Origin of the sequence: Prochlorococcus sp. RS04 (assembly GCF_001989455.1) — a bacterium.
Lineage (GTDB): Bacteria > Cyanobacteriota > Cyanobacteriia > PCC-6307 > Cyanobiaceae > Prochlorococcus_A.
Genome location: NZ_CP018346.1, coordinates 1,436,824 through 1,461,967, shown reverse-complemented (window position 1 = coordinate 1,461,967; position 25,144 = coordinate 1,436,824). Strand labels below are relative to the sequence as shown.

At 29.0% G+C, this 25,144-nt stretch carries 22 protein-coding genes and 2 tRNA genes; 9 read left to right on the top strand and 15 right to left on the bottom strand.

Going from position 1 to position 25,144, the window contains the following annotated elements:
* From BS621_RS08065 to BS621_RS08045, 5 genes are read right to left on the bottom strand one after another with little or no spacing between them, the layout of a single operon-like run.
* Complete coding sequence (locus tag BS621_RS08065; RefSeq protein ID WP_077142449.1) at nt 1-3,627, bottom strand: UvrD-helicase domain-containing protein; 3,627 nt, start codon at nt 3,625-3,627, stop codon at nt 1-3.
* A gap of 12 nt (nt 3,628-3,639) precedes the next feature.
* Nucleotides 3,640-4,113 (bottom strand): methyltransferase family protein, encoded by a 474-nt coding sequence (locus BS621_RS08060; RefSeq protein ID WP_077142448.1) that lies wholly within the window; start codon nt 4,111-4,113, stop codon nt 3,640-3,642.
* Nucleotides 4,114-4,116: 3 nt separating this feature from the next.
* Nucleotides 4,117-7,299: an exodeoxyribonuclease V subunit gamma gene (locus BS621_RS08055; RefSeq protein ID WP_077142447.1), complete on the bottom strand. Its 3,183-nt coding sequence runs from the start codon at nt 7,297-7,299 to the stop codon at nt 4,117-4,119.
* 17 nt (nt 7,300-7,316) lie between these two features.
* On the bottom strand, nt 7,317-7,634 hold the full coding sequence (locus tag BS621_RS08050) for an MgPME-cyclase complex family protein (RefSeq protein WP_025881740.1): 318 nt from the start codon (nt 7,632-7,634) through the stop codon (nt 7,317-7,319).
* A gap of 9 nt (nt 7,635-7,643) precedes the next feature.
* Nucleotides 7,644-8,360, bottom strand: coding sequence for a pyridoxine 5'-phosphate synthase (locus tag BS621_RS08045; protein ID WP_077142446.1), 717 nt, complete (start codon nt 8,358-8,360; stop codon nt 7,644-7,646).
* A 160-nt stretch (nt 8,361-8,520) separates the two neighbouring features.
* Here BS621_RS08045 and BS621_RS08040 point away from each other — a divergent pair, with 160 nt between their 5' ends.
* The 4 genes from BS621_RS08040 to grxD are packed head-to-tail and all read left to right on the top strand — an operon-like array spanning nt 8,521 to nt 10,264.
* Nucleotides 8,521-9,135 carry a lysophospholipid acyltransferase family protein gene (locus tag BS621_RS08040; protein ID WP_077142695.1) on the top strand — a complete coding sequence of 205 codons (615 nt, stop codon included), beginning with the start codon at nt 8,521-8,523 and terminating at the stop codon, nt 9,133-9,135.
* 43 nt (nt 9,136-9,178) lie between these two features.
* Nucleotides 9,179-9,694: a hypothetical protein gene (locus BS621_RS08035; protein WP_077142445.1), complete on the top strand. Its 516-nt coding sequence runs from the start codon at nt 9,179-9,181 to the stop codon at nt 9,692-9,694.
* A 12-nt stretch (nt 9,695-9,706) separates the two neighbouring features.
* Nucleotides 9,707-9,937, top strand: coding sequence for a BolA/IbaG family iron-sulfur metabolism protein (locus tag BS621_RS08030; protein WP_025932079.1), 231 nt, complete (start codon nt 9,707-9,709; stop codon nt 9,935-9,937).
* A gap of 3 nt (nt 9,938-9,940) precedes the next feature.
* On the top strand, nt 9,941-10,264 hold the full coding sequence (grxD, locus tag BS621_RS08025) for a Grx4 family monothiol glutaredoxin (RefSeq protein ID WP_025932080.1): 324 nt from the start codon (nt 9,941-9,943) through the stop codon (nt 10,262-10,264).
* A 48-nt stretch (nt 10,265-10,312) separates the two neighbouring features.
* Here grxD and BS621_RS08020 read toward each other — a convergent pair whose 3' ends face one another.
* Entirely contained in the window at nt 10,313-10,582 is a 270-nt protein-coding gene (locus BS621_RS08020) for a DUF6761 family protein (RefSeq protein ID WP_025932081.1), read from the bottom strand.
* An 86-nt stretch (nt 10,583-10,668) separates the two neighbouring features.
* Here BS621_RS08020 and BS621_RS08015 point away from each other — a divergent pair, with 86 nt between their 5' ends.
* On the top strand, nt 10,669-11,406 hold the full coding sequence (locus BS621_RS08015) for a response regulator transcription factor (RefSeq protein ID WP_025881752.1): 738 nt from the start codon (nt 10,669-10,671) through the stop codon (nt 11,404-11,406).
* Here the strand turns inward: BS621_RS08015 and BS621_RS08010 are convergent.
* The 4 genes from BS621_RS08010 to BS621_RS07995 are packed head-to-tail and all read right to left on the bottom strand — an operon-like array spanning nt 11,403 to nt 15,029.
* Nucleotides 11,403-11,909 carry a hypothetical protein gene (locus BS621_RS08010; RefSeq protein WP_077142444.1) on the bottom strand — a complete coding sequence of 169 codons (507 nt, stop codon included), beginning with the start codon at nt 11,907-11,909 and terminating at the stop codon, nt 11,403-11,405. The genes BS621_RS08015 and BS621_RS08010 overlap by 4 nt on opposite strands.
* Before the next feature lie 15 nt (nt 11,910-11,924).
* Nucleotides 11,925-13,469, bottom strand: coding sequence for a carotenoid isomerase (gene crtH, locus BS621_RS08005; protein WP_077142443.1), 1,545 nt, complete (start codon nt 13,467-13,469; stop codon nt 11,925-11,927).
* A gap of 24 nt (nt 13,470-13,493) precedes the next feature.
* The gene (gene trmFO / locus BS621_RS08000; protein WP_077142442.1) at nt 13,494-14,906 is read right to left on the bottom strand and encodes a methylenetetrahydrofolate--tRNA-(uracil(54)-C(5))-methyltransferase (FADH(2)-oxidizing) TrmFO; all 1,413 of its coding nucleotides are present in this window, start codon (nt 14,904-14,906) and stop codon (nt 13,494-13,496) included.
* A 6-nt stretch (nt 14,907-14,912) separates the two neighbouring features.
* Nucleotides 14,913-15,029: a photosystem II protein Y gene (locus BS621_RS07995; RefSeq protein ID WP_002807463.1), complete on the bottom strand. Its 117-nt coding sequence runs from the start codon at nt 15,027-15,029 to the stop codon at nt 14,913-14,915.
* 177 nt (nt 15,030-15,206) lie between these two features.
* On the opposite strand from BS621_RS07995, the gene BS621_RS07990 reads away from it, so the two are divergent.
* Nucleotides 15,207-15,278: transfer RNA gene (locus BS621_RS07990), tRNA-Lys, on the top strand.
* Between the two features lie 438 nt (nt 15,279-15,716).
* Nucleotides 15,717-15,824 (top strand): high light inducible protein, encoded by a 108-nt coding sequence (locus tag BS621_RS07985; protein WP_011132751.1) that lies wholly within the window; start codon nt 15,717-15,719, stop codon nt 15,822-15,824.
* A 601-nt stretch (nt 15,825-16,425) separates the two neighbouring features.
* Here BS621_RS07985 and BS621_RS07980 read toward each other — a convergent pair.
* From BS621_RS07980 to BS621_RS07970, 3 genes are all read right to left on the bottom strand, one after another.
* Nucleotides 16,426-17,541, bottom strand: coding sequence for a porin (locus tag BS621_RS07980; RefSeq protein WP_077142441.1), 1,116 nt, complete (start codon nt 17,539-17,541; stop codon nt 16,426-16,428).
* Between the two features lie 81 nt (nt 17,542-17,622).
* Nucleotides 17,623-19,440, bottom strand: coding sequence for a tetratricopeptide repeat-containing sulfotransferase family protein (locus tag BS621_RS07975; protein ID WP_077142440.1), 1,818 nt, complete (start codon nt 19,438-19,440; stop codon nt 17,623-17,625).
* A gap of 136 nt (nt 19,441-19,576) precedes the next feature.
* Nucleotides 19,577-20,653 carry a porin gene (locus BS621_RS07970; protein WP_077142439.1) on the bottom strand — a complete coding sequence of 359 codons (1,077 nt, stop codon included), beginning with the start codon at nt 20,651-20,653 and terminating at the stop codon, nt 19,577-19,579.
* Between the two features lie 353 nt (nt 20,654-21,006).
* On the opposite strand from BS621_RS07970, the gene BS621_RS07965 reads away from it, so the two are divergent.
* Nucleotides 21,007-23,175 carry a tetratricopeptide repeat-containing sulfotransferase family protein gene (locus BS621_RS07965; protein WP_077142438.1) on the top strand — a complete coding sequence of 723 codons (2,169 nt, stop codon included), beginning with the start codon at nt 21,007-21,009 and terminating at the stop codon, nt 23,173-23,175.
* Nucleotides 23,176-23,282: 107 nt separating this feature from the next.
* Here the strand turns inward: BS621_RS07965 and BS621_RS09590 are convergent, their stop codons facing one another.
* Complete coding sequence (locus BS621_RS09590; protein ID WP_198025626.1) at nt 23,283-23,447, bottom strand: hypothetical protein; 165 nt, start codon at nt 23,445-23,447, stop codon at nt 23,283-23,285.
* A gap of 346 nt (nt 23,448-23,793) precedes the next feature.
* The gene (locus tag BS621_RS07960) at nt 23,794-24,306 is read right to left on the bottom strand and encodes an adenine phosphoribosyltransferase (RefSeq protein ID WP_077142694.1); all 513 of its coding nucleotides are present in this window, start codon (nt 24,304-24,306) and stop codon (nt 23,794-23,796) included.
* A gap of 535 nt (nt 24,307-24,841) precedes the next feature.
* Between BS621_RS07960 and BS621_RS07955 the strand changes: the two genes are divergently transcribed.
* Nucleotides 24,842-24,915 (top strand) — tRNA-Pro (locus BS621_RS07955).
* The last annotated feature ends 229 nt before the right edge of the window (nt 24,916-25,144 follow it).

Genomic DNA, 25,144 nt, shown 5'->3' with positions numbered 1-25,144 from the left:
CTAAAAAAGGTTATCTAAATAATTAATTCTTTTTAAAGGTGCTTTGCTAATAAAAATACCTGGAGATAAATATTCAGACTTAGATTTTTCAAATAATTCAAAATCTGGCAATCCCTTTAAAAACAAATAAATATATCCTCCTAGATGTTTATGTGGTTGATAATTTTTAAGTCGCCACTTTAATAATCTATGCAATGCTAATAAATAAAGATGAGATTGCAATGGATAATGATGTTTAATCATTTCATTTCTCATGTTTTCATAGTTATAGTTTCTCGGTAAACAATCACTATTATCACTACCAGCAATAAAATTACTTTTCCAATCAATTACCCACCATTTACTATCTTCTAATTTATTTCCTACAGGGAATACACAATCTATACATCCTGAATGAAAGCCTTTATTCATAATTTGAAGATCATTTATTTTATTTGCATATTCTTCACCAAATTCATATTCCTGATCTAAAAAAAAGCAATTTGATATATCATTAGAATTAATATTTCTACCTTCATAAGATAGGGTTAAATCATATTTGAGTTCCTTAATTAAGTATTCATTTGGAATATCAATTAGTTTCTTATTTTGTAATTCTTTTCCTAAAGATATATTTATGATTCTTAAAATCGCATCTTTTACTTTAAAAGCCAAAGAAGTCTCGATTTGATGAAAGTTCAATTCCTCAATAATTAAATCAATTAATTCTTGATTATTATCGTTTCTAAATTCAAATCTTTCTATTATTTTGTGCAGGCAAGTCCCAGCAATAGTTCCTTTTGGAAATTCACTTAAGGGATTTGGATAAGAAAAATAATTAGGATAATTCTTTGAATTCTTAAAATTAGAATCTTTGATAATTGATATATTATCTTCATAATCCTTATTTTGATTAATGACTGTATCAATATTTTTATCTTTACTTATCCAAGAAGAATAACTTGAATAAGAAATAAATTGATCAGAATTAAATACATTAGATATTTTTTTATTAACGTTATAAATTTTCCAAAGATTATTATTCAATCTGTTGGTTTGGAACTTAGAAAAAATTTCTTTTATTTTCTCTTTTTCTATCCTTACTTCAAAATTAGACTTATAAATATTGATATCTTCTAAATTATTAAGTAAATCATTATTTAAAATATTATTTGTATCCTCTAAATCATTAAAAACAATAAGTTTAAATTTGCTCCTTGTAAGTGCTACATAAATTAACCTCTCACTCTCCTTAAATAAATCTTCTTCCTCTATTAATTTAAGTTTTTCAACCTTCGCATAATTATTAGAAATATTAATATATATATTTCTATCAATATTTGATTTCCAAAGAGGTCCTTTAATTTTATTTGACTTATTTGAAATAATTGAGAGATATGGACATAGGACTATTTCAAATTCGAGTCCCTTACTACTATGAATGGTAGAAAGATTTATTCCATTTTGAAGATTATAATCTTTCGTCAAAAAATCTTCTCCATTAGAAATTCGTAAAATATGATCTAACTGATTTTTATACCAGTTGAAGACTATATTCAGATCAAAATCATTATTTATTAATTCTATTTCAACAATTTCTGAAAGTTGAAATAAATTTGAATTTAAATCTGAATCTTGAATAATCGAAGATGACTTGTAATTTATAAGTAGTTCATTAACAATGTTTAAAAACCCTTTTTCTATTAGTTCCTGGGACCAAGTAATGCAATTATTAATTAAAATTTCTAAACTATTATTAATTCCATGATCAAGTAAATCTTCTAATTTTATTTCAATAAACTTTGAAGTGGCAAGCAAAGTTATATTTTTAAAAGACCTCGGATTTAATAAACATTCAATGAATAAAAATAGTAGAGAACTTGCTTCTGTATCAAAAATATTTTGTTTATTATGAATTTTGCATGGGAGGTTAAACTGATTTAATTTTTTTTTAAAATCTAAGCATTGCGAATTATTTAATGTAAGAATCGCAATTTTATTAATATCAATTTCTTTATTATTTAAAATAAAGTTAACTATGTAATGAGTTACAAGATCCTGGATATCAGTCTCTTTTTTTGAAAATTCTACAATTTCAAATACATTCTTAAATTTAAATTCAGGATTAATATTTTCATTAATTCTTGAGGTTAATTTACTATAGTTTAGTTTTGATTGTTTAAGTCCACTCTTATAAAGCTTATTAAGAACATCGATTAACTTTTTTGAGGATCTATAGTTATCTTTAAGACTAAAAACTTCGATTGCATTAGATCTTGCATCTAAGTAAGTTTCAATATCTCCTCCTCTAAATTTGTAAATCGCTTGTTTTGGATCCCCTACGCAAAGTAAAAAATGATTTTTTGTATTAAAGAACTTTTTTATTAAATTCCACTGAGTAATATCTGTATCTTGGAACTCATCAACTAAGACACATTTAAATCTTTTTTGAATTTTAGATAGAGTATTACTATTACTAATTTCCGAATCTAGAAATGTATTTTCTACAGTCTTTATAAGATCATTAAAGTTGAAAATAGAAAAACTTTTCTTTAATTCAATTAATTTTATATAAGCTAATTGGGTAAATATTCTTACAAATTCAGTAAAGAAACCTTCTTTTATTTTATAAATTTTATCTTGTAATAAATTAAATTTAGTAAAATCTAATTTTAGATTATGTTTATTAATTTCTTTAGATATATTTTCAATGTAAAAATATTTAGATAAAAGATCATCCTTAGAAATATCACATATTAAATCAATAACATTTTTAGAATTAAGCCTTTTGTTAATATCTTCAATCCAACAATTTATTTGATTAAACTTATCATTTCTTGGTTTTTCAGAATATATTTGACTTTTTCCACCACTCTCCTTAATTAATTTTCCTAACTCTATGAGTTGTAAAAATAATTCCTTACCTTTCTTATTCCATTCAAAACAAAACTCTTTCCAATTTAAATAAAAAAATTCATTAAAATAATTATTTAAATCAATAGTCTTATATTTATTATTTATTTGAAATTTATAAATATTTTCTTGATCTACATTTTTTAAAATTTCTACAAAAAATGACTTATTGATCCTACTTCCAAATCTAGAACTTATTTTTTTTTTGTTGACTGTTGAAATAAGCTCATAATTAAGATTCAGAAAATCATCAATCCACAGATTATCTATTACATCCTTATACAAATTATCAATATTATTATCAATATATGGATCTTGAGTTATCCCTATTTCAATACTATATTCATCAATAATGTTATTACAAAAAGCATGGAACGTAGTTACTTTTAACTTATAGAATTGATTTATAAAATTATCAATTTCGGAAATTATTTTTTCCTTAGATTTATCTTTATACTTAAAATCTAGATACCAATCCTTAAGAGTATTATCTATCTTATTTTCATTATGACTTTGCAAATATAATTTTAAATTATGAAATCTCGAGAGTATTTTATCTCTTAATTCAGAACAAGTATTTTTGGTAAAACTTAGCAAGAGTATCTCATCTGGTTTAACTTTTTTCTCCAAAACATTTCTTAAAACTATGTGAGCCAAAGTAAAACTTTTACCAGTTCCTGCACTTGCTTCTACTAATTTAAACTTATTATCTAATTTAATTTGATTAATATCCATTTCTTTATTAAATTAAACTTTGACCTCATTTTTATAAAGTACGTAATTCTTAAATTTATTCATTAAATATTTTTCTTCCAAGGTAATCTTAAATTTAATTATTAAAGCCAAACTTATTGTCAAAAATAAATAATAAATAGATAATTTTATTATAAAAACTCCAATGGAAATAAATATTAAAGAATAATACATAGGATGACAAGTAAATCGATAAATACCTTTGGTAACTAGATTGCTATTGTTTTTAGGTCTTGGGAAAGGGGATAAATTTCTACCTAAGTCTTTAATTGAAACTAACATTATTATGAAAGCGATAATAATAATTAAAATCCCCAGTGAATAAGAAAAAGGACTTGCTTGAATTATTTGTATTTGTGGAATAAATTCCCATTGAAAAAAATGAAGACTAATAATAATGAACTGTAAAGAAACAAGCATTAGATCATAAGCACCTTTAAAAAAATTTTTTAACTGAAATTTAGACATTTTTTATTTCTTTAATGCTTTAATTAGAGGACCATATAATCTGTATGATAATTGATCAAAATTATTATTTCCAAGAAAGAAATCTGGTTCTTTTTTATTACCAAAACAAATTTTCATTTCGATATTATCTCTTTCTCCTTTAGAAAAATTTTTGTTACCAATCCATTTATCTATAAAAGCTTTTTTTTCATTTTTTGATTTTATTTTTGCTTCTACATATTTATAAGCACTTTCTGGAGGAAGAGGTAAACATTTTTCAGAATAATTTTTAAAAATATTTATATACTCCTCCAAAATTAGATTTGATTCCGTTGCTCCAGGTGATTGAATAATTTGCGATTTATAATGATTTTCTATTCTATAAATTACTTTGGTCTTTTTTATATTCTTCTTTATAGAAGAAATGAAGAGTAATTTTACCCAAGCCTCTATCAAACGCCTTAAACTTAGTTTCGCATGAATCAATTCAATTACGGTATCATCATCTAAGAAATATTCTTCTTTATTTGAATTTGATTTAACATAAATTCTATTAATCTTATTATGTTGACTTAAACTTGTAGATAGACTTTCTAATAAATCTTTGATTTCTTTTTCTTTTACAAGAATACTATTTTTAGGGATAATAATCCCATTTTCAATCAATTGATCATTAATGTTCAATTTTTTTAAATCATCAATAAAATTATGTTTATCAATCTCTAACTCCTGTATTATTTTTGTAAGCAGCTGCGACTTTTGCAGATTGCTTACATACTCCTCGTCTGGATGATGAATAAATATTTCCTTGGGAGAAATATTGTTTTTATTAAGCCAATATTTTTGTGGAGTCTTGAACCAATAAATCAATTCTGATAATTTGTAGTTTTTTATATCAGATTTTTTTTCATTCCAATTTATATCTCCTATTAAAGAATAATTACTTTTAACAATCTTAGATTTATCAAGATCAATTATTTCATTTTTATTTAAATCATAATCTTTAATTATTAGTTCTCTTTGGCTTTGGTTTAATAAACTATCAAAAAAAGAAATTAACTCTTTTATAGGAAAAGAAACATCTAATTTTTTATTGTCTTTATCATTTTTTACCCAAGAAACTATAAATTTATCTCTGCAGGAAATTAACAACTCTAGAAATGCATATTTCTCTCTTTCAAAAACAGATGGATCACCCAAATGATATTTGTTTTTTAATAAATTAATGTTTTCACTCTTTGGTAATTTTGGATAATTAACACTATTCATGTCTATTAGGAAGATAACCTTATGTGGGATATGCCTTGAATTCTCAATATCACTTACAAGGATCTTGTTGACTCGTGATTTGCTTTGATATTTAATTTTATTTATGCAAGAAATTAATATTTCTCTAAAAACTTTTAATAAGATAAGATCATTAGGTATTAAAGGTATTGCGTGATTATCAAGAATTCTATTTATTTCAATTATTTCTAAATTGAAATTTGCATTAGAATCAGCAATACTTTTTAATATAAACTTTATCTTTTCAACCCAATTCGAGTAAGAAAAAGATCCCCTTATCAAATTAATAAATTTTTTTAAATGAATTAATATTTTAACCCATTTATTCAAATCCAAACTTGTATTTTTATAGCTAAATGGTTTTAAATTAAAAGTACTTAAATTTACTTCTTTGTCATAAATTAAGCCTAAAGTAATTCTATTTATACACCAATCTAGAGTGTTTTTCTCTTCACCTAATCTTTCTTTATCATCTAATCCCCAATGAAACCCCACTTGGGTAAGTAAGAAAATAATTTCATCCTTCTCAATAATATTAAAATCAAAAATGTTCTGAGTTACTTTTTTCGAAAGAATATAATCTATTTTTTCAAGTGTAATTTTTTCACTTGCTAAGTCAGTAATGTCAATTAGAAATTCATAAATACCTGAAGAGTCATGATTATCCTCATCAATAAAAAAATAAGGTATTTTTTCACCATTAATTAACTCATTATTAAAGATGTACCTTAGATAAGGTTTAATTAAATTAGTTTGTGGAGATAAAATAGCAATATCACTATATTTAATAGTCTCGCAAGAATTTATTATTTCTATAATTTTATTTCTTAAATATTCAAATTGACTATTCTGATTAAAATGCTCACAAAGTAATATTGAATCATCCCTTTCACTTACTATAAAATCAACGCTATTATTATTAATTAGTCTTTTTTGTATTTGATTAAGAAGAGGAATATCTTTCTTATTATAAAAATTAGTTGTTGGATCAATATATATTAAATTATTTTTTAAATTTATACCTTCTGTATAAATATTTTCATCAATTAATTTCTGAAAGTTTGCTCCAAATTTACCAAATATCTTCTCTATATTTGTATTATTTAAATTCAATTTACTTTCATTATCATCAAATCCCAACTCACCTTCAAGACAATTTATTCTATTCCATAAATCTTCTCCAGGAGATAATAAATACAAATTTACCTTAATAAATTTTGAAAGTTCTGAATAAAAATTAATATGTAGTTTAGATAAGTTATTATCTGAAAAAATATAAATTTGATTTGGTATTTGAAATTGAACGTTTTTTATTTTTCTTAAATTCTTTATTACTTCAATCATGTATAAACATGATGGCTTTTCAGATATCTTTTCCTCTAATAATTTATATAAAATAGGTTGCCATAATTGATCTGAGTTTAAATTCTTAAATAGATTAGATGAATTAATTTCATATCTATTCCATTGAGCTATCATTTCAGGTCTAAAAATCAGATAATCAATAAAATTATTCGTGATCTTTTTTGTCAGATTATATATGTCTCCATCAATTGTTTTATCATTTTCCAAATATTTATTAGTCCAATTTCTAAGCGGAAATGATTCTTTAAAGCTATTTAATTCTTCTAATGAATCTATAATTCCCCATTTAATTGACTCAAAATTCCATGCACTCATATCAATTGCAGGGAAAAAATTTGTCAATAAAGATTCGGTATACGTTGATATTGTCTTTAACTCATAAAGAGCACTTATTTTGTTTTTTATAGTTATTTGTTCCCGTAACCAATTCCCCAAAAAGTAATTGGGGACTACAATTTCTAATTTCTCATTTATAGGCGGAGGACATATTTTTAATTCCTCTGCTAACAGCTCACTTATTACTTCAATTTTATTTGACTTATAAAGATTGAGCAATTTTCTAGATGGTTATATTACTCAACTTTAAATGGATCAATTATTTCTGCATTAGGACATTCGAATTCCCCCACAGCAACAAACTCTAAACGAAGCTTTAAGAAAGTTATAAATTTTTTATCAGTCGATAAAACAACTGCTGGGGTAGATGGAATTTTTGCTTTTAGATCAGCAAATTGGGTGGTTTGCAAAAATGATGGATTTTTTAAGAGCCAAAAATCTATTTCTTTATTATTTTCTTTATAGTTCCTCATCCTCTCTTTCAAAATTTCATCAAGTGGTTCTTCAACAGTTAAAAACTTTTCACTTGCCGCAACGAAAAAATATGTTGTCATTTTTGAAATTTAATTTGATGTGATAAGGGACTTCATTTCACGTACAGACTTTTCTAATCCTATCGCTAATGCCCTTGCAACAATACTATGACCTATGTTCAACTCGTTCATATTGTTAATTGATGCAATTTTTTTAACATTATTGTAGTTCAAGCCATGACCAGCATTAACAACTAATCCAAGGTCATTTGCTAAATGTGAAGACTCTATAATCCTTTGGAGCTCTTTATATTGTTCAGATCCCGATAATTCTGCATATTTTCCAGTATGTAATTCTATAAAATCAAAGCCTATTTCTTTGGAATAATTTATCTGTTCGCCAAGAGGATCAATAAATGCACTTACTTCTATATTTGAATCCTTTAAATTCCCAACAGCCTTCTTAAGGTATTGCACATTACTTTTTAAATCCAACCCGCCCTCAGTAGTAACTTCCTCTCTTTTCTCGGGTACAAGCGTTACATAATCGGGAAGAATTTTTTTGGCAATTTCTAACATTTCTTCTGTAGCAGCCATCTCTAAATTGAGTTTTGTTTTTATAGTCTCTTTCAGAAGGAATACATCCCTATCTTGTATGTGTCTTCTATCTTCTCTTAGATGCACTGTTATGGAATCTGCCCCTCCTAATTCTGCTAAAAAAGCAAATTGCACAGGATCAGGCTCCACAGTTTTCCTTGCTTGCCTTACATTTGCAATATGATCAATGTTTACTCCTAAAGTAGCCATAATTTTGAAAATCTTAGTTTCTAGACAATCTAGTAACCGCCCAATAATAGCTAATAAAAAAAGGCAAACACTTAAATTATTAATATATAGTAAATAGAACTTGAAGAAAAATTCCTTAAATATTTGGCATAAAATCAACCCTGTATTGGGATTTATTGCAATGTTCGTTACTCAGGACGTTGTTTTGAGATTTTTTTTTAGAAAAAAGAAAATTTTAAAAAATGGTATTTCGATTCCCATAAATTCCTCTATCATTTTGGCTCCAACCCACAGATCAAGATGGGACGGCTTAATACTTACAATGGCAATGGGTAGAAGGGTAACAAAAAAGGATTGTAGATTTATGGTTACTAAATCCGAAATGAGAGGTATTCAAGGTTGGTTTTTAAAAAGACTTGGATGTTTTTCAATAAATCAATTATCGCCATCTCTATCAGCTTTAAGATATGCGATTGATCTTATAGAAAAAGGAGAACAACTAGTTGTTTTCCCCGAAGGAAAGATTAATAAATATGGGCAAAAATTAGTTCTCAAAGAAGGTCTATATAGATTAGCTAGATTAGCTACCAAAAAAACAACCTCTATTACTATTATTCCAATTGGAATTGCTTACAGCAAAATACCTCCGAACTTTAGGGGCGAATTTTGTTTATCCTTTGGAAAACCAATCCCAATTAATGATTACTCAAAATTTACGATCAATGACTTTAATAAATTTCTAAATGAAAAAATGACTCAAGAGGAAGAAAAAGCATTAAAAAATGTAGGTAGATGAATCTGTAATAAGTTACTATGAATTTTAATAATTGAAAAAGAAAATGAAATTCTTAAAATTAATCCCAATTTTATTTATATTTTTTGGAAATGTTCCTTACAAAAATGAAGTTCATGCAGAAATAAAGAATCCAGAAGACTTCAGAGTACTCTCAGATGAGAGTAAAAAGCTTTCCATCTCAAACGTTGAATATTTTATAAAAGAAGGTGATAAATATATTAAAAACGGGGATTTTGAAAAAGCTAAGGACTTTTACCTAGACGCTAGAAAATTAGCAAAGCAACTTGCCTCTTTTTATTCTGATCTAAATTCATCCTTCAAAGGAATTGATGCGAGAATACCAAAAGAAATGCAAAGTAAAGGTAAGCAAACATTGCAAATTTTGGCAGAATCAAATGAGAGATTAGCCTCTATGTATATAAAAACTGAAAAACCTGAGGTTGCAGTACCCTTACTTGTTGAAACAATTAGGATAATGTCACCTAATAGTCCAGAAGGTAAAGAAGCTTATGAAAGATTGATCCAACTAGGATTTGTTGAGACAAAATACAAAGGTTAACTAAAAGTTATTATGATTACAAAAACAGACGTCATTAAATTAATCACTGAAAAAATTCCAAGTTCCCAAGTTTTTGTTGAAAACCTCAAGGGAAATGATCATTTGCAAGTAACTGTGATTGCATCTGAATTCAATGGATTATCATTGGTTAAACAACACCAGCTAGTATATTCTGCTTTGAAGGAAGAATTAGCTTCAGAGGCTATCCATGCACTGGCATTAAAAACAGAAACTCCTAATTGAATTATGGACAACCTAACAAAAGATAAAATACAAAAACTCATAGAGTCTAATCCAGTGATGGTTTTTATGAAAGGGACAAAATTGATGCCTCAATGCGGTTTTTCCAACAATGTAGTTCAAATACTAAATTCCTTAGGGGTAGAATTTTATACGTTTGATGTTTTAAGTGATTTTGCTATACGAGAAGGTATCAAAGAATATTCAGATTGGCCAACAATCCCTCAAGTTTACTTAAAAGGAGAATTCCTTGGTGGATCAGACATTCTTATTGAGATGTATAACTCTGGATCTCTTAAAGAAAAAATAGAAATTGAATTAGCGTCTTAAGACAATTAGTGAGTATAAATACTTTATTGGTTAATAAAAATTAATATTTTAAATCCTTTTTTTATCAAAAAAACCTTTATTTCCATCTCCATCTGGATCTATAAAACTTGACGGATCTAAAATCCATCTTTCAATTAATCTTTCTAATTTCTCTTGATCCTTTTGCTCTAAACTACTGCAATTCCTCAATGCTTGGAGATAACCATCACTATATAATTTAAGATCAGATGGAGTATGAAAACGAGTAACTAAGTCCTGGCAACCATCACAAATTGACTGAAAGTGACGAATTGCTTTGGGGTTTTGAAATGATGTCATAATTCTATAAATTCTGATTTTTATTTTGCATTTGTTATACCTTATTAAGGAGTATAAAAAATTGCCTGGCCAAATAGTAATTAAGAATGCAATCAACTGAGCAAATCTTAGCTTCAACTCCTGGCAGTTCACAATTGCCGACGAGCTCTCAAACCCCCTCAAGAGTTCTAGTTGTTGAACCTCACCCCACACTTAGAACAGTACTTGTGCAAAGGCTTCGCCAAGACGGCCATTTAGCTGCAGCAGTAGGTACTGCAGCAGAAGCAATCGACTTATGCAGAGAACAATCACCTGACTTATTAGTTAGCGCAGAAATTCTCGAACAGAATACTGCGATGAGATTAGCTCAACAGCTGGGGTCTTCAGTCATAGTTTTAACGGCAAGATCAGGTGTTGAAGCATTAGTAAATCTATTGGATGAAGGGGCAGATGATGTTCTCAGAAAACCTTTTGGACTTGAAGAGCTTGCAGCACGATGCAGAACACTCCTAAAAAGGGGAAGGATAGGATTACAAGAAAAAGTTGAGGTTGGCCCTTTAGAGGTTCATCTTCTTTTAAGACAAGTCACTCTAAGCGAAAAGCCCGTAGAATTAAGTCCTAGGGAGTTTGCACTGCTTTGCGCTCTTTTGATGCCTCCTGGAATGGTAAGAAGTCGTCAAGAGCTCTTAAGGATGGCCTGGCCCCCCTTCAGTGGTGGTCCTAGGTCTGTAGATACTCAGGTATTAACTTTGCGGAGAAAATTAGAACAGGCTGGATTGGGAGAAGGTGGGGGAATAACCACTGTTAGACAACAAGGTTATAGATTCAGTATTGATAATATTTAATTTAGAAAAGCAAAAAGCTCACCAATAATCATTAAAACTGATAGTAATGTCAGTAATTTATATGTCCATAGTGGTGATATGTAAGATATTTCATTAATATCAATACCAGTATTACTTGAAACAATTAATAAAAATTTTTCAAATTTTTCCAATCTTTGTGGGACAAGAAAATTATCACCTTGAAAAGTATTAAAGTAATAAACTTTACTGCCCTGACTGGTTGGCAAAGATTTGATTAACTTAATATCTTTCCAAGAAATCTCCCAATTTTTTTTTCCTAAGAATTTAGAAATAAAGCTACTTTTATATGAAATTTTATTACTGCAAGTTTCTACATAATCACTAGTGATATTGATTATCAAATAAAGTCCTAGAGCAAAAATTATAATAGAGGGGATTTTTAATTTTTCGATTGAAATAAATGGTAAAGGAATTGTAAGCGCTAAATAAAGAGAAATTAACGAACTTTTCACAAAAAAAAGAGTTTTAAATTTTTCTATCATTTCAGAAGGATCCTTTTAATCTGGCAACTTAAAACTGTTTATGTTTAACTTTGCACCTATTTTGTGAGCGCATGCGTATCCACTAAAAGCAACTGCATTTAGGCCTTGGCCAGGGAAGCATGAATCCCCTACACAATAAAGGTTTTGAATTTTTGTAGTATTGAAAGGCATTGGCAAAAGTCCAAGCAACTTTTTACTGGGAATCGGTCCATAACTACCTTCATATCTTCCAAGAAACTTTTTATGAGTTTTGGGAGTACCAATTTCTTTGTGATCAATATTTTGTTCAAGATTAGGAAGAATAGTTGATATTTTTTCAACAAGAAAAGAAAAATATTTTTCTTTCTTTTGCAAATATTCTTTCCTTGATAGACCTTCCCATTCACTCATCGATGAAGGAGTAAATGCATGTACGATATGTTTACCTTCTGGCGCCAAAGACGGGTCAAGTAAAGTAGGTATAGAAACAAAAATAACTCCCTTTTCACTTTCTAATTCATCCCAATTTTCAACGATTATATGATGACAATTAAAATTATCGGATATTAGATTTTTTTCTACTCCAAGATGAATCGAAACAAAAGAAGGTGAGGGTTTATAAGTTTCTGACCACTTATATTCACTTTTTGGCACGTTTTTGCTAGAAATTAATCCTTTAGTATTCTCTTTTAATCCAAATGTATCCCATCTAGTGGAGTTGGATACAATAATATTTGAATATATCTCTTCCCCATTTGAGAGCTTAACTCCTACCGCTTTCTCATCTTTTAAGAGGATTTCAGTAACATTGGCTTTATATCTAACTTTTCCTCCTAATTTTTCAATACCTGAAACAAACTTCTCTGCTATCGTTCCAACTCCCCCTTTTGGATAATTTATCCCCCCAGCATGCCTATCTGTAAATACCATTCCCGCATTAATCATAGGGGTTTTTAAAGCTGGCATTACAGACCAACAAAAACATTCAATATCGATAAATTTTAAAAGTTCAGGATCTTTTATAAACTTTCTTGCAACATCACCAGCATTTGCTGGTAACCATCTAGCTAACCCTAAACATGATAATGGAGATTTAAAGAAAACTTTAAAAAGATAACTTGGATCCTCTATTGATAAAAGAGGCATTGAATCTAAACATTTAAATACACTTGCACAAGTATCATAGAATTTCTTGATACCTTTTTTTTCATTGGGGAAACTAGCTGATAATTTGCTTATAAAATGATCATAATTTTTGTCTACACAAATATTAAAATTATGTGGAAGGTGATATTCCAATTGAACAGGATCGGGAATAGTTTCGCATTTTTCATTTACATCTTTCAAAGCACGAGTTAATAAATTGGTATAACCTTTCTCTCCAAATCCAAAAATCATGGATGCCCCTACATCAAAGGTATAGCCTTTTCTCTTAAAAGAGCCTCCACTCCCTCCTGGAATAATATATTTTTCAAGAACTAATACTTGAGCTCCTTTCGCCGCCAATTGTGAAGCAGTTACTAACCCTCCTATTCCTGAGCCAATAATAATTGCATCGAAATTTTCCTTATTTAATTCCATTTTTTGGATCTTTGATAATTAATCTTAGTAAATTTTGCTGAGTAAGTGGTCTTTATCAAAACAAGAATCTAGTTTATTTTTAAAGTCATTCAAGGCTTCTGTAGATCTTTCTTGATAAGCTTTGTACCTTAATCTTTTATCTTTTATTCTTTTAGTTAGTTCTGGTACCAAACCAAATGAGGCAGGCATTGGTTGGAATTTATTTTTTTTCTGATTAGACAATATTTGATTTTTGTTACTAATAAAATTTATTAAAGAACCAATCATTGATTCACTAGGAAAACTTACTGGTTTTTTACCGTTTGCTAATAAGGATGCATTTATTCCTGCAAGTAAGCCCCCTGCAGTTGCTGCTGCATAACCTTCCGTCCCCGTTATTTGACCCGCAGCAAAAAGATTTTCCCTTTTCATAAATTGCAATGTCGGTAAAAGTAATTTTGGAGATTCTAAAAAAGTATTTCTATGCATTACTCCAAAGCGCACAAATTCAGCCTTTTCTAAACCAGGAATCATCCTAAATATTCTTTTTTGCTCAGACCATTTGAGGTTAGTTTGAAAACCTACCATATTTAATAATTTCCCTTCTAGATCTTCTTTCCTTAATTGGACAACTGCATGAGGTCGCTTTTTCAATCTATTTTCCTTATCAAATAAATCTCCCCATTTCGGATTCCACAACCCAATAGATTTCAATGGTCCATATCTCATTGTATCAACTCCTCTTCTAGCAATTTCTTCAATTGGTAAGCAAGCTTCAAAGAAATTAGCTGATTCTTTCTCAAAGTCTTTTAAATTAGCTTGCTCTCCTTCTATCAGTTCATTTCTGAAATGGATGTAATCATTTTTATCCATAGGACAATTAAGATATGCTGGATCTCCTTTGTCGTACCTACTAGCCTTAAATACAATCTCTTGATCAATAGTATCGCCGTAAATAATAGGACTAGCCGCATCAAAAAAATGACACGCATCGATACCAGTAAAAGCTTGAATTTTATAAGACAATTCATCAGACGTTAATGGACCAGTCGCAAGAATCGTTATATTTTCTTTGCTTGGGAGATCCAATTGTTCAAATCTCTTAATTTCAATTAATGGATGATTAGACAAAGCATCAGTTAAAGCAATGCTAAATTTAGATCTGTCAACAGCTAAAGCGCCTCCTGCTGGTACCGCAAATTTGTCTGCTGTTTGTACTATCAACGATTTAAAAATTCTAAGTTCTTTTTGCAATAAACCTGCTGCTCTGTCAGGACTTAAAGCTCCAAAACTATTACTACAAACCAATTCTCCAAATTCACCAGTATGATGTGCTGGAGTTGATTTGACAGGTCTCATTTCAATTAATTTTACTGGTACGCCAAAATTGGCCAATTGCCAAGCAGCTTCTGATCCTGCAAGGCCAGCTCCAATAACTATTACTTCTTTATCTATCAAATTAAATTAATCCTTGCCCAAAAAGTCCCTATTAAATTGCTCTCTTGCTGGTTTTTGAATATTAAACACAACCCACGCTAAAGCAGCAATAATGGGGGCAAAAACTACGATTGTTCTGAGCATTTTAAAAATCCTGTTAACTATTAGATTATTTTAACTTTTAACTGTAAATTTAGAGAGAAATTTTAATTTTTTATTTCATAAGTTAAGAATTGTTTTTCTATTGTTCAACTTGAGATAAAAAGTTGTTTTTTTTACCTTAAAAAGGGATAATTTCATATGTACTCTATTTTACAAAATGGGTCGCTAGCTCAGCGGTAGAGCATCCGGCTTTTAACCGGCTGGTCCTGAGTTCGAATCTCAGGCGACCCACATTTTTTATATTGAGTTCATCTCCTTAAAAGTGAAAAACGATAACTTCCAAATATAAAATACATTCCACATTAGTAATTTAGTTATAAGTTATTAAACTTTTTTGTATTAAATTTAAATTAGATTCACCTTAAAATAAAAATTGAGTATCGTTTGAAAAGTTCACAATATCAAGTAATAATAAATTTAATAAGGTTGTAGATAGAACTACATAAATTCAAGCAATTAAAAACCCAAATTAACTATTTATGAATTGACAAAATATTTCTTGAAACTTTTTTTGGACAAAGATTTTACATATCACATATTTGTAACAAATCTGCAAAGACAAAGAGAAATTTCTATTAGATAATGAAATTTCTCATAAAAACTAAAAATTACTTTACAAAGCTTCATAATTACTGTTACAATGATTTACATAATTATTTAATTTTTATCATGACTCCAGAAGCGGAACGTTTTAATGGTTGGGCAGCAATGTTAGGTTTTGTTGCAGCAGTAGGCGCATATGTAACTACTGGCCAGATTATCCCAGGTTGGTTTTAATTTTCAAAAATTTATAACCTTTAATTATTAGCATTTATTAATAATGCTAGTTTTTTGAACTTTTTTACTTAAATCTTCCTCAATTATTTGAAATTTTATTAAAACTTTCAAATAAATGAGGAATTTTTGTTTTTATTATTTAGTAATTAATTACATGCTAAAAAATGTTAACCTATTGCTGAAAAATAAAGGAAGTCTTAAACTGAAATATTTTAAAAATAACAATTAATTATGTATTACTTAGCAGAAAAAGATGATTTGCAAAAAATACCTTTAATCAAATTTTTCAAAAATTTAATAATTTAAAGTTTATTTTTATCTATATTATCTAAGCATGTAGAACATAATAGATGACCTTTTTTACTCCAAAATGTTTTAGTAGATCTTTCGATGTCTTTTTTACAAATCAAACATTTAAATATTGGAGTCATTTATAAATAAATATTCCTTTAATTTTATCAAATCAAAAGATCTATATTTATTTCTATTAATTTTAGGATATAAAAATTTCTTAAAAATTTAAAAAAAAAATAAAAAAAACCTACCGTTTAGGTAGGCCTTTTTAAGTGTGTAGTTTTAATTAATAATTAATTTAATTTAATTAGAAACTAAATGATGTTTTAACTGCGAAACCAGTTTTGTCAGTTGTACCCTCTTGGATGAATACACCTGGAGTGATTGTCATACCATCATTTATTGGATAAGAGTATGAAGCTTCGTAAGTGTAGTACTCAGTTTCAGAACTTGCATAGTTAGCTGATGTAGCCAAACCTATGTCAAAAGTACCAGCTCCAACTTCAGGGAAACTTAGACCAACAAAGAAACCTGTTTTAGTAGAACCACCAACAGGATCTTCAGATTCAACACCAGCACTTATTGTTGCGAAGTCAAAAGCATACATACCATTGACGCCCCAGTAAGTTGTGTCTGTTGTACCTTCAACGTCAGAATAAGCAACTGCTATTCCGTATGAATCTGCAGTGTAAGCAGCTTCAATACCGAAAGCATCATTTTCAGCCTTTGCCATGATTCCAGAAGGATCAGAAGATAAACCACCAGCTAGTGAGAATCCGCCATCAAAAGCGTAAGACATTGCAGCAGTAACACCTTTACCACCTAGACCAACAGAATTACCTGTACCACAGTTACCCATGAAGTCAGTGAAAGCATTGTAAGCACAAGCTCCAGTGTAAACAGCGCTAACGTCAGTGTTATCACCAACCATTACTGTTGCACCACCTACTGGGAATGTATATGTAAGACCATCAAGCTTTAGTGCATCAGTTGTTCCATCAAAGTTCATTCCAGATGTACCAGAAAGAGATGATGTAGCTGAAGCATTACCTATGTCAATAGTTGCGCTTAAAGCATCTTCGCCAGTAAAGCTAGTTTCTAAGCCAATACCCATTTGGTAGGCAAATTCTGTTTTTTCAGATGTACCACCATCAACAGCACCCACAAGAAAATCAACACCGAAAGATGCTGTAGTTGTTTCTGAAAATCCACCAGTAAAATCGCCACCTTCAACTAAACCTTCACCACCTGAAAGTAGAGTTTTGTTAGTAGTATTTTGTTTAAATAGATTTCCATCTATCTCTAAATTATCTTCAGAGTATTTAGAAATAGCATCAAGATTAATTTCGGAAGCACTTACAGATAATGGAGCTAAAAGTCCAAGAGCTGCAGGAGCCACCAGCAATTGCTGGAAAAACTTCATAAAAATTCCTCACACAGAATGAAATTATCTACTCATACTAGTGCATTATAAATAAATTGCAAAAGCTATTAAGCCATTAATTTAATTGTACGTAGGGAATAGTTCACTAATTGGTTCAAGCAAATCTTCATATTTTTTCCAACATCCAGAGGAGTTTGGATTTATTTTTTTTCTAACTTGAGCACTGCTTGCCGTAAATACGCTTCTTTTACTTTTTTGAGGTGAGAGGTATTTTTCATCCCATTCCCAATCGAGCCAATTTAATAAATCTTGAATAGTTTCTTTAGGATATCGAACTACCTTTTCATGTTCATAACTATAAATTATTGATCCAAATTTACTTTTATATTCATTCATAAGCTTTAAGTGATATAAATATAAATCAGAAATATCATTTAATGAACTTGAAAAACTTTGATTTAAAAAATTTGTTCTATAAATAGACAGAATATTATCAAGTGGATTTCTAATGCAGTGAATAATCTTTGCATTAGGGAAAAATTTATAGATAATTGGACAATATAAAAAGTTAAACAAATTTTTATCTGTAAATGTTTTCTGTTTTGAATCGACCAACATGACTTTTTCTTTATATAGTTTTCTAACTTCAAGCAAATCATCCGATTTCTGAAGAGATTCTTCTAAAAAGGGAACCTCTCCAAGATCCTTAACATCAGGATTAAGACTTAAAATACTTTCTAGCAATGTACTCCCACACCTAGGCATTCCAACAATAAATAAATATTGATTACTATCTTTCACTTTCTCAAGGTTTAAATTCTGATCTATTTTTAAATTCCTGAAGTATTCACCAGTATTCAACTTTCTTTGTTTGTCAGATGGTTGAATCTTAAGTTTTTCGTCATTAGCTATTTTGAGATAATATGCACTTTTTTTATAGTCTTTATTATTGTGGTAGACATTAGATTTTGAATAACAAAAGTATATTTTTTCCAGCGGGGAGAGATTTCCTATCTCTACATTAAGAAGAGTTTTTAATTGCTCATTATGATTTGAGAAATTATACATAGTTGATAATTCATAATAACTATTTGAATTAAATGGATCGTCTAATAAGATTTCCAAATGCGTCTTAATAGATGATTCTATTAAGCCTATATTTCTGTACATAATGCCCAAATTAAACCTCAAAGGAATGTATTTTGGAAAATTTTCAATGCCCTCTTTTAAAATTAAAATTCCTTTTTCTAGTTCTTTATTTTTGAAATAAAGATCACTCAGATTAAGGAATAAAATTTTCTCTTTACTAAATAGTTTTCTTAATCCCAAAAGAACATCTTCAGCTAATTTATATTTCTTTTGATTAATAAATATCTTCGAAATTAAAATTTCCTTCTGAAAATATAAAAGACTATCATTGGGCAATTTTAAATTAACTAATAATTTTTTTGCTTCTTCATTTTTAAAAAATTCAACAAGAATATCTGCTTTTAAAATTTGATATATTAGATTTTTAGGCTGAAGCTTTATTGCAGAGTCAATATATAATATTGCTTCTCCAAATGATTTAATAGTTTTGTATGAGATAGATAAATTATAATCAATATCAGCATTTGATTTTTCTATTTTTTTTGCTGCATATAAAGTTTTTAAAGCATCATTAACTTTATTCTCTTTTCTTAAAATTTCAGCTAACAATATATATGAATTGATTTTTGAGGGATATTTCTTAATAGATAAAATCGATAGGTTTTTTGCAATCTTTAAATTGTTAATCTCTTTACAAAATAATCCGTATGAAATAAGTAACTCATATGTGTAAATTTTTTGATTGATTAATTTCTTATAAATTTCATTAGCTTGATATATATTTCCTTTTTTGTGATTCTCTCTCGCAATATGAATATATTTTGTTATTTCTGATGAATTCTCTCTCATACTTGTTCAAAAGAAATAGTAGGTTTAGTTTATGATACATTCGTTTTCGCTCTATATGTTTGCAATAAAAAAAGACCTACCGTTTAGGTAGGCCTTTTTAAGTGTGTAGTTTTAATTAATAATTAATTTAATTTAATTAGAAACTAAATGATGTTTTAACTGCGAAACCAGTTTTGTCAGTTGTACCCTCTTGGATGAATACACCTGGAGTGATTGTCATACCATCATTTATTGGATAAGAGTATGAAGCTTCGTAAGTGTAGTACTCAGTTTCAGAACTTGCATAGTTAGCTGATGTAGCCAAACCTATGTCAAAAGTACCAGCTCCAACTTCAGGGAAACTTAGACCAACAAAGAAACCTGTTTTAGTAGAACCACCAACAGGATCTTCAGATTCAACACCAGCACTTATTGTTGCGAAGTCAAAAGCATACATACCATTGACGCCCCAGTAAGTTGTGTCTGTTGTACCTTCAACGTCAGAATAAGCAACTGCTATTCCGTATGAATCTGCAGTGTAAGCAGCTTCAATACCGAAAGCATCATTTTCAGCCTTTGCCATGATTCCAGAAGGATCAGAAGATAAACCACCAGCTAGTGAGAATCCGCCATCAAAAGCGTAAGACATTGCAGCAGTAACACCTTTACCACCTAGACCAACAGAATTACCTGTACCACAGTTACCCATGAAGTCAGTGAAAGCATTGTAAGCACAAGCTCCAGTGTAAACAGCGCTAACGTCAGTGTTATCACCAACCATTACTGTTGCACCACCTACTGGGAATGTATATGTAAGACCATCAAGCTTTAGTGCATCAGTTGTTCCATCAAAGTTCATTCCAGATGTACCAGAAAGAGATGATGTAGCTGAAGCATTACCTATGTCAATAGTTGCGCTTAAAGCATCTTCGCCAGTAAAGCTAGTTTCTAAGCCAATACCCATTTGGTAGGCAAATTCTGTTTTTTCAGATGTACCACCATCAACAGCACCCACAAGAAAATCAACACCGAAAGATGCTGTAGTTGTTTCTGAAAATGAACCAGCTTCAAGGTTATTGAATCTAGCTTCAAGGCCGTCTACACGACTGTTTGTTACTGCAATTTCTTCTGCAGCATTAAAATCATTGATTGTAACTTCGTTAGCAGATGCAGTCATAGGCGCAAGTAGGCCTAATGTCGCAGGAGCTACGAGTAAGCTCTTAAAAAGCTTCATAAATTTCCTCACACGAAATTTAAAGGACACCTTAAAATAACGTAAAATTTATAAGTTTTTCAAGTATCAACGGATACTTTTTTTACTTATAGTTTGTCTTTGTTAATTCTTTCTGGAAAATAAATAGATTGAATACGTGAAATCTATTGATACAAGAGAGATCTAAAGAGAGCTATAGAAACGGTGTAAAATTTATATGTGATGATGTGACGATAATATTTGTGTCCTTAGAAAAGGAAGTTCAAAATAAAATGTTGAAATTCATAAGAATTATTGATTTTTAATCAACATTATTAGTAATTCAAAGTTAAGTTTAATTCTAGTAATTTCTTAATTTTTAAAATTAATAAGACATGAAAGGATTTGGGGACAACGATAGAACCAAGAAAAAGGCAATAGAAAAAAAAATTAGTAGTTTGCAAAACGATAAAATTATTTCCGAAGCATTATCTTTACACTCTAGAGGAAAAATTAAAGAAGCCTTAGAAATATATAATCTTTTAATTCAAAATAAAATCTATGATCCAAGGATATTGAATAACTTAGGTTCTATATATTCTCAAATAAAACAGATTGATAAAGCAATATTGTTATTTGAGGAATCAATTAAAAAATTCCCAGATTGTATAGAGGCATACCCAAACTTAGCCAATGTTCTTTTGGCAAAAGGTAGGAGTAATACTGCTAAAAATATTTTGAATAAAGCTATTGAATTAAATCCCAAATATTTAAGGTCCTATTCCATCATGGCTGGAATATTAGTAGGAGAAGGTAATTTACAAAAAGCGGAATTTTTTTTAAAAAAGAGTTTAGAAATAAACCCAAAAGATATTAATGCTCTAGTCAATTTAGCCTGCGTCCTGAAAGATTCAGGAAACCCTAAGCAAGCAGAAAAATTCTTAAAAGATGCTCTTAAAATTAATCCCAGCTTTGATTCTGCACTTACTAATCTTGGGGCAGTGTTAAATGAATTAGAGAAATTTGATGAAGGAGAGCAATACCTAAGAAAGGCACTTAGTATAAATTCATCTTCGCCAATGGCACTAAATAATTTAGGTAACATTCTTTCCAACAAAAAAAATAACAAGGAGGCAGAACTCTGCTACCGTAAAGCTATTGAAATAAAATTAGATTTTTCTATTGCGTATAATAATCTCGGTTCGCTTTTATCAAAGCAAGGAAATCTCATTGAGGCAGAAAAGTTTACCCAAAAAGCAATTGATTTCAATCCTAAATTTGAGTTAGCTTACGTTAATTTAGGGTCAATTAAGATAGATCTTGATAAGTTAAAAGAGGCAGAAGAATTATTCCTTAGTGCAATTGAAATTAACGAAAAATACAATTATGCATATAGTAATCTTTTTCGACTTTACGAGAAAACGAACAAAATAAGCAAATTAAAAAACAAAATTGAAAGTTTAAACCAAAATGAAAATATCATTAATGAGATACTTATGTTTAAAGCTAGAATCTCCTTTAGAGAGAAGGATTTCCTTACAGCAAAAAAATTTATTGACCAAGTTTCTAATGAATGGATAAAAAATACTGATCATTCTACAAATCTCCTTTTTTGGTCCTTTAGAGCATTTATTGAAGAAAAAGTTAAAAATCATGATGAAGCCTTTAAATGTTTTGAGAAAAGTCAATTAAATTTAAAATATGAGAATACAAATCCAAAAATTTTCCAAGATTACATAACTACATACAGAAAAAATATTGATAAAGATGCTTTTTTGGCAAAAACCAAAGGTACAATAATAATTAAAGATTCGCCAGTATTTCTAATAGGTTTCCCTAGATCAGGTACTACATTACTTGACACAATTCTAAGAAGCCATCCTGAAATTGATGTTTTAGAGGAAAAACCAATAATTAATTCTGTCGAACAAATAATAAAATCAAAATTCAAATGTTCTCTTGATAAACTCCATCATTTAACAAGTAAAGATTTGGATTATTTACGCAATCACTATTTGAAAATATTGCGTGATAATTGTGATAATAAAAACGCAAAAATATTGATTGATAAATTTCCTTTTCAAACTGTTTGCTTACCTCTGATAAATTTATTATTTCCAAATTCAAAAATAATTTTCACACATAGAAATCCATACGATACAGTTTTGTCGTGCTTCCAACAATCATTCGAACCTAACAATGCAATGGCTAATTTCAGAAGTATTGAATCAGCTTCTAGAATTTATGATTTGACCATGAGTATTTGGTTGGACTACAAGGAAAAATTAAAAATAAATCACATAACTTCTAAATACGAGGACTTAATAGAGGATTTTGATAAGCATATTTTAAAGATTTTGAATTTCTTAGACGTAAGTTGGGATGAAAACATAAAAAATTATAGAAATACTGCTCATGATAGAGGGAAAATAAATACTCCCTCTTCTTCTCAAGTTGTTCAACCACTTTATAAATCATCAATACAAAAGTGGAAGAATTACGAAAAGTATTTTAAACATTCGAATCAATATCTTGATAAATGGATAAGTTATTTTAAATATTAGTTAAAGGATTTTAAATCTTTGAAAAATAAAACTAATCTTAAAGTAGAGTAAATATTTTGCATTAAAAAAATTATATAAGCTTATCTTTGGGCTCTAAAATTCTCTATTTATAAGTTAATTTTTTTAGAAATTCTGAAAGAAGTTTTATTTGTTTTATAAATTTTCTTTTTTGAAATATCATCAACGTACCAACCAGAAGCTAAACGTGTATCTATCTCTTCATAATCTTTTTTTATATCAAGATTTGCTAATGTCTTTTTCTTATATTCCATCAATAAATAATATAATACTCCTTATGATAACAACAAAATACATAATAAATACTTAATACAATAAACATTTTATAAATTAAATAGGAAATCTTTAGAAAAAAGAAAAAAATACTTGATATTACCTCGATAAAAAAATTATTCAGTTATATTTTAAAAAATTTATAAACCTGAGGAGCACAAGGTTAAATGACTCAATTAAATTTACTTGTTAATTCTATGCCAAGGGAGTTAACGGAATTCTTATTTTTTTTGATAGTTGGTTTCACAGCTGGAACATTAGGTATAGTTTAAGTCAATAATTTTCATTAAATTTATTTAATTTTATAATTTTGACTTAAAAGTTTTTCTATATACAAAGTATAGATTCAATAGGAAAATCGAATCGACTTCTTCCATGAAGCTCGGCAAGCTCAACAACTGTAACTGAACCATTTACTTTCTTTCCGCTTTTTCTTATTAAGTTAGCTACACATTCAATTGTTCCACCAGTGGCAAGTAAATCATCAATAATTACATACGAGTTAAATTTCTCAAGAGACTCCTTTTGTATTGATAAGGTACTTTTGCCATATTCTAAGTTGTAGTTTTCTTTTATAAGTTCCCCAGGAAGTTTTCCAGGCTTTCTAGCTACTACCATTGGTTTTGATGTTTGAAGAGAAATTGCCGACCCAAAAATAAAACCTCTTGCTTCTATTGAGATAATCGCCTCAGAACTTTTTATTACTTTGTTTGAAGACATCTTAAGGATTAGTTCCCTAAAAACTTCAGGATCATGCATTATTCCAAGAATATCTTTGAAAGCAATACCTTTTTGGGGGAAATCATTGTATGTCTTAATCAAACTTTCTAGATTTTTCATACCTTCAAAATTCAAACATTATTTATGATAATAATTCTTCAAAAGAGTTTTATAAACTGATATTTTCATAGGGTGATAAAAATAAAACTTAAAAACTTTTCGACCTGATTTATAGCAACTAGTAGCGACAAAACACTTATATATCCAATGACAAAATAGCTAGAAAAATCATTTTCTTGCCTCAAAAGTGATTTTTTATAAAAAATTTAGGAAATTACTCTTTTATAGATGACTGTTATGAACTGAGATCTTATGAGCAGGGCGTGGCGCAGCTTGGTAGCGCGGATACTTTGGGAGTTACCGATTATACAAACCAAAAGCATTGCAATAACTAGATTAAGGTAAAATATTACAATCTATTTAGTAAGAGTTAGTGAGGATCAAATAAAAGCGCGGGCCTCCTACTTTATTCAGGAAAAACATTAGCGACAATTTAGCGAGGATTAGTAAATTTTCCTTAAAAAATCTTTTTTTTATAAATATTTTTAAAATTTGGTCTTTAACAGATGCATGTTATGGACTAAGATCTTATGAACGGGGCGTGGCGCAGCTTGGTAGCGCGGGTGCTTTGGGAGCACTAGGTCGCAGGTTCGAATCCTGTCGCCCCGATAGTCATAGCAGTCGATCTCAGATATACCAAAATAGAGTCTCAAAAGTATCCGTGGAATTTCCGTAGAATATGTTGGATTTGTAATAAAAAAGCCACGGAACTTCGAAACCATGTGTGCATCTTTAGGTTGAATTAGTTCAGATCTCGGCAATAATAAAGTTGTCAGATATTTGCGACCTTCAAACAGCCCACAGTAGTGACCTTCGACTTTATTTGATGCACCTTCGA

Excerpts from the sequence above, each read along its gene's own strand:
- BS621_RS08020 (WP_025932081.1), bottom strand. The coding sequence starts at position 10,582 with ATGACATCATTTCAAAACCCCAAAGCAATTCGTCACTTTCAGTCAATT.
- BS621_RS07995 (WP_002807463.1), bottom strand. The coding sequence starts at position 15,029 with ATGCTCAGAACAATCGTAGTTTTTGCCCCCATTATTGCTGCTTTAGCG.
- grxD (WP_025932080.1), top strand. The coding sequence starts at position 9,941 with ATGGACAACCTAACAAAAGATAAAATACAAAAACTCATAGAGTCTAAT.
- BS621_RS08010 (WP_077142444.1), bottom strand. The coding sequence starts at position 11,909 with ATGATAGAAAAATTTAAAACTCTTTTTTTTGTGAAAAGTTCGTTAATT.
- BS621_RS08065 (WP_077142449.1), bottom strand. The coding sequence starts at position 3,627 with ATGGATATTAATCAAATTAAATTAGATAATAAGTTTAAATTAGTAGAA.
- crtH (WP_077142443.1), bottom strand. The coding sequence starts at position 13,469 with ATGGAATTAAATAAGGAAAATTTCGATGCAATTATTATTGGCTCAGGA.
- BS621_RS07965 (WP_077142438.1), top strand. The coding sequence starts at position 21,007 with ATGAAAGGATTTGGGGACAACGATAGAACCAAGAAAAAGGCAATAGAA.
- BS621_RS08060 (WP_077142448.1), bottom strand. The coding sequence starts at position 4,113 with ATGTCTAAATTTCAGTTAAAAAATTTTTTTAAAGGTGCTTATGATCTA.
- BS621_RS07970 (WP_077142439.1), bottom strand. The coding sequence starts at position 20,653 with ATGAAGCTTTTTAAGAGCTTACTCGTAGCTCCTGCGACATTAGGCCTA.
- BS621_RS08040 (WP_077142695.1), top strand. The coding sequence starts at position 8,521 with ATGTTCGTTACTCAGGACGTTGTTTTGAGATTTTTTTTTAGAAAAAAG.
- BS621_RS08045 (WP_077142446.1), bottom strand. The coding sequence starts at position 8,360 with ATGGCTACTTTAGGAGTAAACATTGATCATATTGCAAATGTAAGGCAA.
- BS621_RS07985 (WP_011132751.1), top strand. The coding sequence starts at position 15,717 with ATGACTCCAGAAGCGGAACGTTTTAATGGTTGGGCAGCAATGTTAGGT.
- BS621_RS07975 (WP_077142440.1), bottom strand. The coding sequence starts at position 19,440 with ATGAGAGAGAATTCATCAGAAATAACAAAATATATTCATATTGCGAGA.
- BS621_RS08030 (WP_025932079.1), top strand. The coding sequence starts at position 9,707 with ATGATTACAAAAACAGACGTCATTAAATTAATCACTGAAAAAATTCCA.
- BS621_RS08035 (WP_077142445.1), top strand. The coding sequence starts at position 9,179 with ATGAAATTCTTAAAATTAATCCCAATTTTATTTATATTTTTTGGAAAT.
- BS621_RS08015 (WP_025881752.1), top strand. The coding sequence starts at position 10,669 with ATGCAATCAACTGAGCAAATCTTAGCTTCAACTCCTGGCAGTTCACAA.
- BS621_RS07980 (WP_077142441.1), bottom strand. The coding sequence starts at position 17,541 with ATGAAGTTTTTCCAGCAATTGCTGGTGGCTCCTGCAGCTCTTGGACTT.
- BS621_RS08050 (WP_025881740.1), bottom strand. The coding sequence starts at position 7,634 with ATGACAACATATTTTTTCGTTGCGGCAAGTGAAAAGTTTTTAACTGTT.
- BS621_RS07960 (WP_077142694.1), bottom strand. The coding sequence starts at position 24,306 with ATGAAAAATCTAGAAAGTTTGATTAAGACATACAATGATTTCCCCCAA.
- BS621_RS09590 (WP_198025626.1), bottom strand. The coding sequence starts at position 23,447 with ATGGAATATAAGAAAAAGACATTAGCAAATCTTGATATAAAAAAAGAT.